The organism is Lactobacillus sp. S2-2 (genome assembly GCF_021698855.1).
In the GTDB taxonomy this organism is placed as follows: Bacteria; Bacillota; Bacilli; order Lactobacillales; family Lactobacillaceae; genus Fructilactobacillus.
In genome coordinates, this window is sequence record NZ_WWFA01000002.1 from 68,741 (window position 1) to 83,804 (window position 15,064).

At 27.4% G+C, this 15,064-nt stretch carries 17 protein-coding genes and 1 tRNA gene; 10 read left to right on the forward strand and 8 right to left on the reverse strand.

Annotated elements, in window-relative coordinates; translation table 11 throughout:
• The first annotated feature begins 3 nt into the window (after positions 1–3).
• From GSH19_RS01845 to GSH19_RS01860, 4 genes are all read left to right on the forward strand, one after another.
• Positions 4–375 carry a lipopolysaccharide assembly protein LapA domain-containing protein gene (locus GSH19_RS01845; RefSeq protein WP_237026206.1) on the forward strand — a complete coding sequence of 124 codons (372 nt, stop codon included), beginning with the start codon at positions 4–6 and terminating at the stop codon, positions 373–375.
• A gap of 15 nt (positions 376–390) precedes the next feature.
• A complete protein-coding gene (gene recJ / locus GSH19_RS01850) occupies positions 391–2,700 on the forward strand; it encodes a single-stranded-DNA-specific exonuclease RecJ (RefSeq protein ID WP_237026207.1) in 2,310 nt (769 codons plus the stop codon).
• A 21-nt stretch (positions 2,701–2,721) separates the two neighbouring features.
• Positions 2,722–3,240: an adenine phosphoribosyltransferase gene (locus tag GSH19_RS01855; RefSeq protein ID WP_237026208.1), complete on the forward strand. Its 519-nt coding sequence runs from the start codon at positions 2,722–2,724 to the stop codon at positions 3,238–3,240.
• Between the two features lie 30 nt (positions 3,241–3,270).
• Positions 3,271–3,358, forward strand: a tRNA-Ser gene (locus GSH19_RS01860).
• Between the two features lie 447 nt (positions 3,359–3,805).
• On the opposite strand, the gene GSH19_RS01865 is transcribed toward GSH19_RS01860, so the two are convergent.
• Both GSH19_RS01865 and GSH19_RS01870 read right to left on the reverse strand, forming a co-directional pair.
• Positions 3,806–4,105 (reverse strand): type II CAAX prenyl endopeptidase Rce1 family protein, encoded by a 300-nt coding sequence (locus GSH19_RS01865; protein WP_370636138.1) that lies wholly within the window; start codon positions 4,103–4,105, stop codon positions 3,806–3,808.
• 73 nt (positions 4,106–4,178) lie between these two features.
• Positions 4,179–4,517: a hypothetical protein gene (locus GSH19_RS01870; RefSeq protein ID WP_237026210.1), complete on the reverse strand. Its 339-nt coding sequence runs from the start codon at positions 4,515–4,517 to the stop codon at positions 4,179–4,181.
• Positions 4,518–4,598: 81 nt separating this feature from the next.
• Here GSH19_RS01870 and GSH19_RS01875 point away from each other — a divergent pair, with 81 nt between their 5' ends.
• On the forward strand, positions 4,599–4,790 hold the full coding sequence (locus GSH19_RS01875) for a DUF3923 family protein (RefSeq protein ID WP_237026211.1): 192 nt from the start codon (positions 4,599–4,601) through the stop codon (positions 4,788–4,790).
• A 33-nt stretch (positions 4,791–4,823) separates the two neighbouring features.
• Here the strand turns inward: GSH19_RS01875 and GSH19_RS01880 are convergent, their stop codons facing one another.
• Positions 4,824–5,843: an acyltransferase family protein gene (locus GSH19_RS01880; RefSeq protein ID WP_237026212.1), complete on the reverse strand. Its 1,020-nt coding sequence runs from the start codon at positions 5,841–5,843 to the stop codon at positions 4,824–4,826.
• 188 nt (positions 5,844–6,031) lie between these two features.
• On the opposite strand from GSH19_RS01880, the gene GSH19_RS01885 reads away from it, so the two are divergent.
• A complete protein-coding gene (locus tag GSH19_RS01885; protein WP_237026213.1) occupies positions 6,032–6,421 on the forward strand; it encodes a tautomerase family protein in 390 nt (129 codons plus the stop codon).
• A gap of 24 nt (positions 6,422–6,445) precedes the next feature.
• Here GSH19_RS01885 and GSH19_RS01890 read toward each other — a convergent pair whose 3' ends face one another.
• Together GSH19_RS01890 and GSH19_RS07245 are read right to left on the reverse strand one after the other, a co-directional pair.
• Positions 6,446–6,889, reverse strand: a complete 444-nt coding sequence (locus tag GSH19_RS01890) for a GNAT family N-acetyltransferase (RefSeq protein WP_237026214.1) — start codon at positions 6,887–6,889, stop codon at positions 6,446–6,448.
• Positions 6,861–7,766: a DMT family transporter gene (locus tag GSH19_RS07245; RefSeq protein ID WP_370636139.1), complete on the reverse strand. Its 906-nt coding sequence runs from the start codon at positions 7,764–7,766 to the stop codon at positions 6,861–6,863. Before GSH19_RS07245 ends, GSH19_RS01890 begins: the two co-directional genes overlap by 29 nt.
• A gap of 233 nt (positions 7,767–7,999) precedes the next feature.
• On the opposite strand from GSH19_RS07245, the gene GSH19_RS01900 reads away from it, so the two are divergent.
• Positions 8,000–8,644, forward strand: coding sequence for a DUF1361 domain-containing protein (locus GSH19_RS01900; protein ID WP_237026216.1), 645 nt, complete (start codon positions 8,000–8,002; stop codon positions 8,642–8,644).
• Between the two features lie 55 nt (positions 8,645–8,699).
• Here GSH19_RS01900 and GSH19_RS01905 read toward each other — a convergent pair whose 3' ends face one another.
• Complete coding sequence (locus GSH19_RS01905; RefSeq protein WP_237026217.1) at positions 8,700–9,965, reverse strand: MFS transporter; 1,266 nt, start codon at positions 9,963–9,965, stop codon at positions 8,700–8,702.
• A 264-nt stretch (positions 9,966–10,229) separates the two neighbouring features.
• Between GSH19_RS01905 and pyrF the strand changes: the two genes are divergently transcribed.
• Genes pyrF through GSH19_RS01920 form a run of 3 tightly spaced genes read left to right on the forward strand, consistent with a single transcriptional unit; the run spans position 10,230 to position 12,499 of the window.
• On the forward strand, positions 10,230–10,934 hold the full coding sequence (gene pyrF / locus GSH19_RS01910; RefSeq protein WP_237026218.1) for an orotidine-5'-phosphate decarboxylase: 705 nt from the start codon (positions 10,230–10,232) through the stop codon (positions 10,932–10,934).
• Entirely contained in the window at positions 10,924–11,568 is a 645-nt protein-coding gene (gene pyrE, locus GSH19_RS01915) for an orotate phosphoribosyltransferase (RefSeq protein WP_237026219.1), read from the forward strand. Before pyrF ends, pyrE begins: the two co-directional genes overlap by 11 nt.
• Positions 11,561–12,499, forward strand: coding sequence for a dihydroorotate oxidase (locus tag GSH19_RS01920; protein WP_237026220.1), 939 nt, complete (start codon positions 11,561–11,563; stop codon positions 12,497–12,499). The genes pyrE and GSH19_RS01920 overlap by 8 nt, the downstream gene beginning before the upstream one ends.
• A 56-nt stretch (positions 12,500–12,555) precedes the next feature.
• Here the strand turns inward: GSH19_RS01920 and dapF are convergent, their stop codons facing one another.
• On the reverse strand, positions 12,556–13,533 hold the full coding sequence (gene dapF / locus GSH19_RS01925) for a diaminopimelate epimerase (RefSeq protein WP_237026221.1): 978 nt from the start codon (positions 13,531–13,533) through the stop codon (positions 12,556–12,558).
• 12 nt (positions 13,534–13,545) lie between these two features.
• Entirely contained in the window at positions 13,546–14,916 is a 1,371-nt protein-coding gene (locus GSH19_RS01930; RefSeq protein ID WP_237026225.1) for an aspartate kinase, read from the reverse strand.
• Positions 14,917–15,064: the final 148 nt, after the last annotated feature.

The following is a 15,064-nucleotide window of genomic DNA, read 5'->3' on the forward strand; positions in this document are numbered from 1 at the left end:
ATAATGAAAAAACAAATTTCAATGATTTTTACAATTTTATTAATTATCGTAGTTGCAATTTTTGTAATTATGAACCTTTCAAGTACAGAAATTAACTTCGGTTTTGCTAAAGTTAAATTACCATTAATTATTGTATTATTAATTACTTTGTTAATAGGTGCTTTAATTAATTTCTTACTTTCAACTTTTGGTACATTTAAAAATCGTAGTGAAAATAAGAAAATGAAAAACGAAAATGAAAAAATGATTGCTGATTATGAAAAGCAAATTAATGATTTAAAGGAAAATGTTGATGATTTAAATAAGAGATTACGTAATAATATTAGTAAACAAGAAGTTGGTAAAGATATAGATCAACAAGATTCTAATAATTAGAAAGAAGGATAATTAGTGATTTCGACTAAATATAATTGGGATGTTAAATTTAATCATCAGCATGATGATGAAATTGTAACATTAGCCAAAAATTTAAATTTAACGCCTTTATTAGTAGAAATCTTAATTGGTCGTGGATATAAGAATGTTGATGATATAAGAAATTTTTTAGAACCATCATTAACTTCTTTACACGATCCTTTTTTGATTAATGATATGCAAAAAGCAGTTGATAGAATTCAAACTGCTATTGGAAATGAAGAACAAATTACGGTTTATGGTGATTATGATGCTGATGGGTTAACTAGTACTTCGATTTTGTATGAGACTTTAATGGAATTAGGAGCAAATGTAAATTATTATATTCCTAATCGATTTAAAGATGGATATGGTCCAAATGTAAATGTATTTGAAGAATTTATTAATCAGGGAACTTCCTTAATTATTACTGTTGATAATGGTGTTGCAGGAAATGAAGCAATTGCATTGGCCAATTCTATGAATTGTGATGTTATTATTAGTGATCATCATGAATTACCTAGTGAACTTCCTGATGCATATGCAATTGTTCATGCTAAAGTTAACGATTGTGAATATCCATTTAAATCTTTGTCAGGTGCTGGAATTGCTTTTAAACTTTCACAAGCATTAATTGATGAAATTCCTCAAGATAAACTTGATTTAGCAATAATTGGAACAATTGCCGATTTAGTACCTTTAATTGGAGAAAATCGAGCTTTAGTTCAATTTGGATTAAATGCAATAAAGTATACAATGCGACCAGGTTTGTTATCTTTAATTAAAAAATCAGGGGTAAAATTAGAAAGTTTGAATGAGCAAGATATTGGTTTTGCAATTGGACCCCGGTTGAATGCACTTGGTAGAATGGGTGATGCAAATGTAGGGGTTGAACTATTAACTACAATTGATGAAAATCGAGCTAAACAATTAGCTGATGATACGGATAAAAACAATATTAAGCGAAAAGAATTGGTTGATTATATTGCCAAAGAAGCTGAAAAAATTGCAAATAGTGAAGAAAATCAAAATAAAAAAGCGCTTATATTAGCTGGAAAAGATTGGCAAACAGGTGTTTTGGGAATTGTTGCAAGTAAGATTGTAAGTAAATTTAATAAGCCAACAATTATTTTAGGTATTGATTCTAAAACTAATGTGGCTAAAGGATCAGGACGAAGTGTTGATGGTTTTGATTTATTTAAGGGACTTGATGGATCAAGGGACTTGATGGAAGCATTCGGTGGACATGAAATGGCAGTTGGTTTAACAATTAAAGCCGATAAAATTAACGAACTTAGTTCTTCATTAGAAGAAAGAGCAAATCAACAAAATTTTGAACTTTCTAATAAACCTAATTTACCAATAGCAATTTCAATTAGTTCAGATGAAATTAATATGCAACTTTATCAAGATATTCAAAAACTGAGTCCATTTGGTAATAATAATGAATATCCAAAATTAGAAATTATTCCTAGTGAAATTTCAAAAGTTTCAGTAATGGGTAAAACTAATGAACATTTAAAAATTGAATTAAAAAGTAAAAATGATTCTATTGCTGCAGTTGCTTTTGGAAAAGGGAATGAAGCTAATGAAATTAATAATGTAATTGATAATTTAAAAATTGCCGGTCATTTAAATTTAAATGAGTGGAAGGGTAAAAAAAATATTCAAATTATGATTGATGATTTAGCTACTGAAGGAATGCTTATTACTGATAAGCGAACTAAAAATTTATCTGAATCAATGTTTAAAAAAGATGGAACATATATTTTCTTCCATGATAAATTGGCTGATAAATTATCAGGATATATTGGTAGCAATAGTGATGTTAAAATAGCTGATGATATAAATGAATTGAAAGAGAATGTTTTTATAGTGGATTGTCCTGATACAATAGATGATTTAAAATTACTAATGAGCAAAGTAGAAAAACAAAATTTGATTTTCTACTTATATAAAAAAACATATTGTATTGAGTCAGGGATGCCAAGTAGACAAGATTATGCAAAATTATTTAAGTTTATTGAAACACAAAATAATATAGATATTTCCAATAAATTAAAAGAGATATCAAATCATTTAAAAATTGATGGGAATTTATTGATTTTTATGATCCAAGTTTTTTTGGAATTAGGTTTTATTACAGTAAAACATGGTATAATGAACGGTGTTAAAAATCCAGCTAAGAAAAGTATTGAAACTTCTGCAAGTTATCAATTAAGAATTAAGCAATTAGAAGTTGAAAAAATGTTATTAAAAACTGATAAAACAACTTTAGTTCATACAATTAATGATTTTATGGCTTAATATGAAAGGAAGTATAGCGTAGTGACACTAAATTTAAAGGATTATGTAAAAAGTTATGAGAATTTTCCTGAACCAGGAATTTTATTTCGTGATATATCTCCGTTACTAGAAAATGGTGAAGCATACAAGCAAGCAACAGATGAAATTGTTGCCCATGCAAAAGAATTGAATGTTGATATGATTGTTGGTCCAGAAGCTCGTGGATTTATTGTTGGATGTCCAGTTGCCTATGATTTAGAAATTGGGTTTGCACCTGCAAGAAAAAAAGGAAAACTTCCGGGTGAAGTGGTTAAAGCTACTTATGGATTAGAATATGGTGAATCATCTTTATATTTACATGAAGGAGCAATTAAGCCTGGTCAAAGAGTGCTAATTACTGATGATTTATTAGCAACTGGTGGAACAATTAAAGCAACAATCGAATTGGTTGAAAAATTAGGCGGGATTGTTGTTGGAACAGCTTTTATCGTTGAATTAACAGAATTAAAAGGTAGAAATAAAATCGATAATTATGATATTCTTAGTCTGCTTAAGTATTAATAAATGAGAATCTTTTTGGTTCTTTATTATGGAAGGTTGGCAGAGTGGTAATGCACCGGACTCGAAATCCGGCGAACCGATTATTTTCGGCGCGCAGGTTCAAATCCTGTACCTTCCTTTAAATTAATAAATTATAAAAAAATAACAATGATTTTAAAATCATTGTTATTTTTTATATCCCTAACATTTGTTTTTGTAATTACTTGGCTAGTTACATAAAGAGATGTTTTTTACGAGTAGGGATATATTATATCAATCTGATTGGAGGTTGAAAGCTAAATTAATAGCCTACTTAAAAAATAACACTTTAAAATTTATTATCAATAATTAGGCTTGTGTATAAAAAAATAAGTAACCCCACTCGAAAATAAATTAATAGCTTGGTGAATGCATAAATGAGAGATCATTTAAACTTTAAATTCGAGTGAGGTTACTTATAATTGTAATCAATCCAAAAAGGGTTGGGAGTTACTCATAGATAACTCAATTAAAAGATAACACTTTAAAATTATGTATCAAGAAAAATGCATTTTTTAATGTATTTTTCTAATGTTATGTTTATCAGTTATTTAATAAGATAGACAATTAATAAAAAGATTGAAGAAATTAATGATGTTGAATTGAAAATAATATGTGCGATTGTTGGAACAAAAAATTTGTTTGTTAATAAGTAGCTTATTGCTAGGACTAATCCTGCTAATCCATAAGGAATTGTTGCAATAAAACTACCGTTATAGTTATAAAAATGACTAAATCCAAATAGTAAACTAGAAACTATTAACATTATTGATAGTGGAGTTATACCGTATTTTTTGAATCTAAACATTGATTCATAACGATAAGTAATTTCTTCAACAAAGGCTATATAACATCACTAATTCCAGAAATTATACTAATTAATATTCCAGATATTGCGGTTATTGGGAAATCATATTTAACTACTCCGGTAACTTTAGAATCAGGTAATAATCCACTAATAAAGAACGTGCTACACTGATTGTTAAACCGACTAATATGACTACGATTATTGAATAAAAAATATTTTTCCATATATTTTTACGATATTTTAACCATTCCTCTTTAATAAAGTCTTTAAAAAAGATAATATCATAAATTAAAAGGGCAATTGAAACTATAAAAGCCAGTGTACCATAGATATAAGCATTAGTTCCAGCAATTTTTCTAATAATAAAATTTGCGAATAATATACCTAAGAAGTTAACAATTAAAGTAATCCAAAATTTTAAATTAAATCCGTTCTTGTTCAAAATGTTCATTATATGTCTCCTTTTCTATTAATTAAAAATATTATTATATATTATATATGTTACTATATCATATATAGGAGGTGATATTAGATGAAAACGTTAAAAATAACTTCATTAGTTACTTTTATATTGTATGTTTTGGGATTTTTATTTTTAATTTTTCGAAAAACCGATGGTACAGGAGTAGCTAATAATTTTTCTTATGAACTAATTTCAGTTTCTATTTGGACTTTTCTTTTCTTTTTTGTATTTATAATACTTTTAATAGCATACATAATTTAAAAAAAGAATCATATTAAGTAAAAAAGTCATCAATTAAATTGATGACTTTTTATTAAGCAAAATTGAATTTTTACTTAGTTTATATAATTCATAAGTAATTAAAGGAAGTGAAATTCCTAAAATAATTTTAATTAAAGTTTGTCCATTCTCTAAGCCTAATTTTGAAACAATATAGAAAATTGTTTTATGCATATACATGATTGGCATTGTATGTTTTCCAATTTTCATTAGTATTAATTTAAGAAATGTAAAATTAGTTAATTTAGCACTAAATATAAAAATAGTTAAACAAAGAAATGTTGAAAAATAAAATCCTAAGAAAGTATTATGTAAAATATGTGATTTTAGATATAAAGCATAAGATAAAATATTGTTGTATCTCAGAATAACTAAGATTCCAAAAAGCGTAGTTCCAGATACTAATAGTATATTTTTTCCTTTGAATTGTTTGTAATATTTAAAAATATAATAACCTAATAACATCCATAGTGTTGTTAATAAGACAGTATCAATTGACCATGGCATGTTTTCAATTCCAAATGCACCAGAATTAGGATATGAAACTCCTAATGCAAATAAGGTTATTGCAATAAAAAATTGTGCTGTAATTGATTTAATATAAGTGATCATTAATGTTACTAAAATAGTTGTTAAAATCATTGCATTAATAAACCAAAAAACTGTTAGTTCACGAGTTAATAATGGTCCTCCATAAGCTAACTTAAAAAAATAAGTTATGGTTTCTTTAATTGAACGATTATGAATGAAATGACTAATTATTATAATAACTGAACCATAAATAAAATATGATTTTAAAGATGGAATAATTTTTTTCTTGATAAACTGTTTAAAATTAAATGTATCAGTTAAAGGTTTCAAAAAGAATCCACCGATTATGAAAAATAAAGGCATATGCCACCAATAAATAGAGGTATAAATTACACTTATTATATGGCTATTATCTCTTAGTGGATGAAAAGCATGTCCTATAACAACTGCAATTATTCCTAATGCTTTTGCGATATCAATCCATTCTATTCTCTTTTTAGCCATTAGTTTCCCACCTTAATTTATTAGAATTATTAATAATATATCATTTGTTTATCTCAAAATGATTACATTTAGATAAAAAAATGTTAAGTAAGTTAACAAAGATGATTATTTTATTAGTGTTAGATTGCCTTTTTTTTATTTTTTTATATAATTATAAATAAATATTATTTGTGAAAGAGGTAAAAAGTATGCCATTAATGAGAGTAGATTTAATCAAAGGAAAAGATGAAGCAAAGTTAAAACAGATTTTAGATATTGCTTATGAAGTACAGGTAGAGACTTTAAAAACACCTGAAAGAGATCGTTATCAAGTGTTGACTCAACATGAACCATTTGAAATGCAAATTCAAGATACAGGACTTGGAATTGATCGTAGTGAAGATGTAATTGTATTTAATGTTACTTCTCGCCCAAGACCTGCAAAGTTAAAACAACTATTTTATCAAAGATTAGTTGAAAGATTAGAAAAAGAAGTTGGAATTAAAAAAGAAGATGTAGTTTTTAGTATGGTATCTAATAATGATGATGATTGGAGTTTTGGAAAAGGGGAAACTCAATTTTTAAATGGTGAATTGTAATTAAAAAGACTAGCTTGATAAAAGCTAGTCTTTTTTGATAAGTAAATCGATGTGAGGTATATTATCTTCTAAATAAATTTCAGAAACTGGTTTAAAACCAAATGATTGATAAAAATCTTTTAAATACTCTTGTCCAGCAATTTTAATGTTCTTATTTGGATATTCTTTGTTAATTTCATCTAAAGTAGCTTGAACAATTTTATGACCCAATTTTTCTTTACGGTATTCTTTTTTTACAAGAACACGGCCAAAACTGATATCTTTTCCATTATCATGAGGAACAATGCGAGTATATGCAGTAATTTCATTATTTATTTTAATAAATAGATGAATTGCATCAAAATCTTTTTTATCAATTTCAGGATATGGACAATTTTGTTCTACTACAAAAACATTGATACGTTCTTTCATAATTGATAAAAGTTCAGCATTTGTTAATTCATTTGTTTTTTTCTTTATTATTTTCATAATTAATTACCTGTTTTTCTTTTGCCTGATTTTTTAAGAATAAGTATATTCCAATTAAAACAATAATTCCACCGAAAATTTGTAATGCAGTAATTTTTTGATTTAAAAAGATAATTGCTAAAACTGTAGCTCCAATTGGTTCACCAAGCATACTCATTGAAATAGTAGTTGGACTAATAAAGCCTAATAAATAATTGTATAGGACATGTGCAATAGTGGGGAAAATGGCTAAAGCAATAAACATCATCCAATCATAAGAAGAGTATCCGGTTAGTTTAGTACTGGTAATTAAATTAAAAATGTTTAAAAATATTCCAGCAAATAAAAATACAATAAAACTGTATGTCCAAAATGAAATATTTTTGATTTTTGCTTGTCCAATTAAAAGATAAGCAACTAATGCAATTACACTTAAGAATGAAAGTAAATCACCAATTAAAGCTGATGGATTGCTGCCACCTAAATCACCCCAGCTAACCAAAATAACTCCTAAAATTGAGACTAAAATGGTAGCAATGCTTTTTACACTAGCTTTTTCTTTATAAATTAAAAATGTACCAAATAATGCTACGATAGGCTGAATAGAAAGAATTACAGTTGAACTGGTTACGGTAGTTAATTTTAATGATTCAAACCATAATCCAAAATGTAGTGCTAAGAACAATCCTGCAATAATTAAATAAAACCAATTAGATTTTGAAATAGTTTTAAAATCAATTCGATGTTTTAAAACCATTGGAATTAAAAATAAACTTGCTAGATACATTCGATACATACTCATTACTGATGATGGGGTGTTAGTTAACTTAACTAAGATTGAAGCAATTGAAATTGCGATCACTGTAATAAGTAATAAAATGTTGTTTTTCTTGAATATAAGATCACTCCTTAATTATTTTTTATAATTTATTTTAAGTGATTTTATTATTTATTGTCAAAAAAGTATATAAAAAAACTTTCATAAAAAAATAGACATTTTTAAATATATATACTATAATGTAATTCATAATACATGTTTGTGTATTACATCAAGCAATAAAACGTGAGGTCTTTTTGACCTCACGTTTTTTATTTTTGATATATAAATATTTTTAATAGAGGTATAAAGTTATGATAAAAAAGGTTAGGTGGCCAATAAGATTATTTTTTCTTATTTGGATTGCATTTTTATGGTTCTATATAAGATCACCATTTGAATTTATTTTTCTCAATACAATTTTAGGTTATATTCCAATCGAAATAAGTTTTCATATTAATTCAAAAAATAATATTACCTTTTGGTTTTTAACTTTAATTTGGCTGCTATTTTATCCTAATGCTCCTTATATGTTGACTGATTTATTTCATTTAGATAGGCTTCAAAATTATACAGGAGAAGCATTATTAAATTTAGATTTTAACACTTGGTTCTTATTTGCATGTTTATTAATAAGTTCGATTAGCTTAATTATTTTAGGGATGTTTAGTTTGATAAGTGTTTCTAATATGATTAATGATAAATTATCATTAAATAATAGATTTAGTTTTTTTATTATTTCTATATTATTGATTTTTGCTTCCTCAGTTGGTGTATTCATTGGAAGATTTTTAGGACTTCACACAATATCTTTTATAAAGGCTCCACAGCATTATTTTGAATTATTTATAAATATGTGGAATCATTCTATGTTAGTATTTGTTTTAATATTATCAATCATACAATTAGTGATATATTGTTTAATCAATGCAGTAATAATTGGATCTAAAGAAGGTTAAAAAAATAAGCTTACATTAATTTATAAGCTTATTTTTTATGGGTGTAAGTATTTTATTAATTAATAGTTTCAGTGGCAGTTTTATTTTCAACCGGTTTTAATGATTTTAATCCTGGTAGAGTTAACATTGTAATAAAACTAATTAAATATAAAGTAGATAAAAATAACATAACGATGGTTAAATTATAATTATCCATTAAAATTCCAATGATTAGTGATGAAAACCCACCAATTGCACGTCCGACACCAACAATAAGATTATTTGCGGTTGCTCTAATTTCAGTTGGATATAGACGAGATACGATAGCTCCATATCCTCCATACATTCCATTTGAAAAGAATCCAATTACAGCACCAATAATTAGCATTGTATAAATGTTAGTAGCTAATGTGATTGTATAAACTAAAATAGCTGAAGCTATTAAGAAAATACCAAATGCTTTTCGAGGACCAAATTTATCTAAGAAATTTCCAAATGTTAGCATCCCAAGACTCATACCGATGATAGTTGAAATCATCCATAATGACGATCCCGCAACATTTAGCCCCAATTGTTCTTGTACAATTTTAGGTAACCAATTCATCATTCCAAAATATCCAGCAATTTGAACAATAGTCATAATACATAGTCCTAAACTTTGATGAATTGCTTTTTTACTACTAAACATATATTTAAAAACTGTTTTGATAGTTCCTTTATTTTGATGTTGGTACTTAATATTTTTAAATTCATTAGATTCTTTTAGATGAATTCTAGTGAAAAAAGCTAAGGTAACAGGTATTAAACCAAATAAGAATAAAGCTTGCCAACCAAATGTTGGAATAATAAAGGCAGCTAAAATAGCAGCTAATAATGCTCCAGCTTGTCCTCCAATTGCAGTAATTGAAGAAATTCTGCCTAATTTAGATTTTGGAAATGATTCAGCGACTAAAGCAATTCCAATCCCGTATTCTCCACCAGCACCAATTCCAGAAATAAACCTAAGAATAAAAATAGTTTCTATGTTACTAGCGAATGCAATAGCTGCGGTTGCGAAGGCAAAAATAAAAATAGTATAAGTAAATGTTTTAACACGACCAATATGATCACTAATAATTCCAAATAAAATGCCACCTAGTAACATTCCCCAATTAGTAATTGAACCAATTAATCCAGCTGTACCCGCACTTACGTGATAATGAGTCATAATAGAACTCATTGCAAAAGACAAAAAAAGTACATCCATATTTTCAAGACCAAAGCCAGCTGATGAAGAAGCTAAAACTCGTTTTTGCTGTTTGGTCATGTTTTCATGATGGTGCACTCTTGTAAATTTATTCATATTTTTTCCTCCAAATAAAAGCTCACAGGCTTTTGTTAATTTGTAATCTGGTAAATTATTGCATAAGTAATTTTTAAATGCAAGGTTTGCTTTTTTATTTTGTCCATGATAAGGTATTAATCAATCAAGTAGCTTTAATTGGTTCAGAGAAGCCAAAAGTAAAATTAACGTGAATAAATTCTAATTACGTCCGTAATTTTACACTTTTTGATGGCCAATTATGCTGTTTGTGTGAATTACGGATTTTTTGTTAGGAGGAAAATTATGCAAGGTCCATTAATGATTGCATTAGATGTACCAAATGAAGAAGAAATGAATGCAATACTAGACCAATTTGAATTGAATGATGATTTAACAGTTAAAATTGGAATGGAGTTATTTTATGGAAATGGTCCAGCAATTGTGAAAAATATAAAGAATCGTGGTTATAAGGTTTTTTTAGATTTAAAATTGTTTGATATTCCTAATACTGTAAAACGCGCAATGAAGCAAATTGCAAAATTAAAGGTTGATTATGTAACAGTTCATGCTTTAGGTGGATCAAAGATGATTCGAAGTGCAAAAGAAGGATTAAGTGAAGTTGCTTATCCAACCAAGTTATTAGCTGTTACTGAATTAACTTCTTTATCTGAAAAAGAAGTTAAAGAAGAACAAAATTGTAATTTATCAATGAGTGAACAAGTAGTTCATTTGGGACAATTAGCAAAAAGTGCAGGAGCTGATGGAGTTATTACTTCAGTTCATGAAGTGAAAGTTTTAAGAAATCAATTAGGTGACGATTTCTTATATGTTACTCCCGGAATCAGAAATCAGAATGATGCAGTTGGAGATCAAACAAGAGTATCTACACCCAAAGTTGCTTATAAATCTGGTAGTAGTGCGCTTGTAGTTGGAAGACCAATTACTCAAAGTAAAAATCCAAGAAACAGCTATTTAAAGATGTTAAAGGAGTGGAACAATGAACGATAATAGTATTATTCAAGATTTAATTGATGAAAAAATTGTTAGTTTATCACTAGACAAACCTTTTAAATATGCTAGTGGTATTTTATCGCCAATTTATACTGATTTGAGATTAACTATTTCTTATCCAAGTTTAAGAGCAAAAATAGCTGATGGACTGGTTAACATTATTAAAAATAAATATCCAGATGTAACTGTAATTGGAGGAGTTGTAACCGCTGGAATTCCTCATGCAACTTTAGTTGCTGAAAAGTTAGGATTGCCATTAATTTATGTTCGTTCAAAACCTAAAGATCATGGAGCAGGTAAGCAAACTGAAGGTCGAGTTACTAAAGATGATAAAGTTCTTTTAATTGATGATCTTATTTCAACTGGTGGAAGTGTCTTAGGTGCTGCTAAAGCGTTGCAAAGAGATGGAATTAATGTAGCTGGAATAATTTCAATTTTTACATATGAATTTCCAGATGCAACTAATAACTTTGCTAAAGCAGGAATAAATTTTGAGTCATTATTAAAATATTCGGATTTAATTAATAAAGGATATGAAGAAAAGCAATTTAATGATCAACAATTTGAAAAATTAAACTCATGGCATCAAGATGCATGGGCATGGACTAAAAAGGAGCAATCAAATGACTAATATTTCCCTCGAATCAAGACTAGGCAATCAAGTATTTCCCAATTTAATGACCAATGCATCTGGAGTTATGTGTATTTCAGGTGAAGAATTAGATAAGATGCTTGAATCTAATGCTGGTGGAATTATTACTAAAAGTGCAACAACTAACTATCGTCCAGGAAATCCAACTCCAAGACAACAATTACTAGAATTAGGTAGTATTAATTCAATGGGAATTCCCAATGAAGGATTAGATTTTTATCTTAAATTTGTGTTAGATCATCAAAATAATGAAAAGCCAATTATTTTGTCAGTTTCTGGATTGTCAGTTGAAGAAAATAAAGAATTATTTACTCAAATTCAATCTAGTAATTTTAACGGATTAATTGAATTAAACTTATCTTGTCCAAATGTTGTTGGTAAGCCTCAAGTAGGTTATGATTTTCCTACTATTAAAGAAGAATTAGATACCGTCTTTTCAGTATGTGATAAACAAATTGGAGTTAAATTACCTCCATATTTTGATTTTTTTCAATTTGACCAAGTTGCTGAAATTTTAAATCAATTTCCAATTGCATATGTAAATACAATTAATAGTATTGGTAATGGAATGGCTGTTGATCTTAAAAACGAATCAGCTTATATTAAGCCTAAAGGTGGATTTGGAGGGATTGGTGGAGAATTTATTAAACCAATTGCATTATCAAATGTTCGTGCTTTTCGAAAACGCTTAAATCCAGAAATTCAAATCATTGGAACTGGTGGAATTAAGAATGGGTCTGATGTATTTGAACATGTTTTATGTGGTGCTGATATTGTTCAAATTGGAACTGAATTATGGCGTGAAGGAACAGGAGTATTTGATCGTTTAGCTGATGAATTAAAAATCATTATGGAAGAAAAGGGATATACTAAATTATCTGATTTTCGTGGTAAGTTAAAAGAACTTTAAAAAGAATCATAAAAAAAAAACGTAATCTTAAATGATTACGTTTATTTTTTTAATTGTTAAGTTAGTGAATTCACAAAGTTTTTATAATCAGATTCTTCATTGGTTTCAAAGATTTTAGCTTTATTTAAATCATTATTAATTAGACTTTGAAGGTCAATATTAATCTTATGTGTAATAGTTGCATTTCCTGTTAATTTTAAAGAATAATGATTATCAATTTTTTTTACATTATTTTTAACCATTCCGCCAGGATTATAAACTGTTATTTCTTCATTAAAATTTTGATTTGGATAATTGATTAAAGCATATGCTAGACTAGTGGCTGTCATTCCAGTTCCACAGGCATTTGTAAAACCAACTCCACGTTCAAATGTTTTAACGAAAATTTGATTAGGGGCTTTTTCGTAAGCAAAGTTAAGATTAACGCCATCAGTAAAATATGGATTTTGACCATTAAGATATTTACCTAATTTTTCCATTTTATTAGTGTTAATCGTATTGTTATTAGAAAAATTAATTAGATGAGGATTAGGAACAGCAATAGCTGTGAATTTTTCAGTTTCATCTATTTCAGGTACAGTTTCATTAAAAATTTTTTGTTTATTTAATTTTTCAAATGGAAATGCTTCTTGGTTAAATTTGACGGGTGATATTTCAACACTAAATGCTTTAACATTTGGTGCTAAATCTTTTGCCTGTTTAACTTCTAAATCAGCGTTCATAGTTTCAACTTTGAAATGAGTTTGATTGAATTTTTCTGATAAATAGCGACTAACTGTTCTTAAGCCGTTACCACACATTGAAGCCTCGCTACCATCAGCATTAATAACTCTCATTTGGCCTAAAGTATCTTTATGACTTGAATTATCGACTAGTAAAAGTCCGTCAGCTCCACCTAATAATCCATTAGTTCGATTAGTAACTCTTTTGGTGAGTTCAATAATTTGCTTATCTGATAAAAATTCTTCTAATTTTGTTCGGTCTAAAATAAAAAATTGATTTTCTGATCCATGTACTTTTAATAATTCAGTCATTATAGTTCCTCCTTAAAGATTTAATGCATTATTATCGAAAAAGTGTTGATAAATTAATTCTACGGCTCGATCAGCATCGGCATTATTAGTTCCTAACATTGTAGATATTTTAGATGCACCTTGGTTAATCATATGGATTCTAATATCGTTATCCACAAGTGGTTTGAAAATTTTTTCAATGGTTGAAGGGTTGATAGAAAGTCCTTCTCCAACAATCATGATAATTGCATAATCTTTGATCCAATTAATTTTGTCTGGATTAATTTCTTGAATAATTTCCTGTTTGATTTGATTCATTAATTCATTATTTAGTTGATTACTATCAAAAATAATTGTTAAATCATCTATTCCAGACGGCATATGTTCATAAGAAACATTATATTTATATAAAATTTGTAGTATTTTGAGTGTAAAACCAACCTCTTTGTTTAATAGATATTTGTGAATATACAGTCCTAAAAAATGTTTAGAGCTGGTAACACCAGTTATGATTTTTTTAGGAATAAAATTTTCTGAAGGAACAATCATTGTTCCTTTGGCATTTGGATTATTGGTATTTTTTACATTAATTGGAATATTTGCATCAACAACTGGAATAATCGCTTCATCATTAAAAACTGCAAATCCTGCATATGCTAATTCACGCATTTCTCGATAAGTCATTTTTTTGATTGGAGCTGGATTAGAAACAATCTTTGGATTAGCTGAATAAATTGCATTTACATCAGTAAAATTTTCATATAAATCGGCATTTAGACCTTTGGCAATAATTGATCCAGTAATATCAGATCCACCTCGGGCAAAAGTCGCAATTTCATTATGTTTGGTAACCCCAAAGAATCCAGGGAAAATTAATTTTTTATTAGTTATTTTAATTTTATGTAAATTAGTATATGTTTCTGGTAAAATATTGGCATTTTGCGGGTTATTAGAAACGATTATTCCAATTTTACATGGATCCATAAATACAGCTGGAATATCTAATTCATTTAAAATTTCATTCATTAAAAAAGCACTTAATTTTTCCCCATGAGCTTTAAAAGTTGCCATTAAAAATTCATTATTTAAATAGTTTTGATTAGGTAAATCGTTTAAAATTGCTTCAATAGTTGCTATAACATTGTGATTTAAGTGAAAGTATTCACTAATTTCATTATATCTTTTTACAATTTTTTTGACTGTCGTTAGATAGTTTTTATCATTAATGACTTCATTAGCATAATTTACTAATAAGTCGGTTACTTTAGTATCATTATCAAATCTCTTTCCAGGCGCAGATAAAACGATTGCTTTTCGTTCATCATCATCTTTAATAATATTAATAACACTTTGAAAGTGTTCTCCATCAGCTAATGAACTACCGCCAAATTTTACAACTTTCATAATTTCACATCCATTTCTTATTCGATTATCCAAAATTTTAACATGTAATTTTTTGATTGCAATTATTATTTGTTCAAAAAAAGATTGATTTAAAAGGCATATATAGTAACAAAATATTTTAAAAAAAATATTAGGTTAAATTATTGAC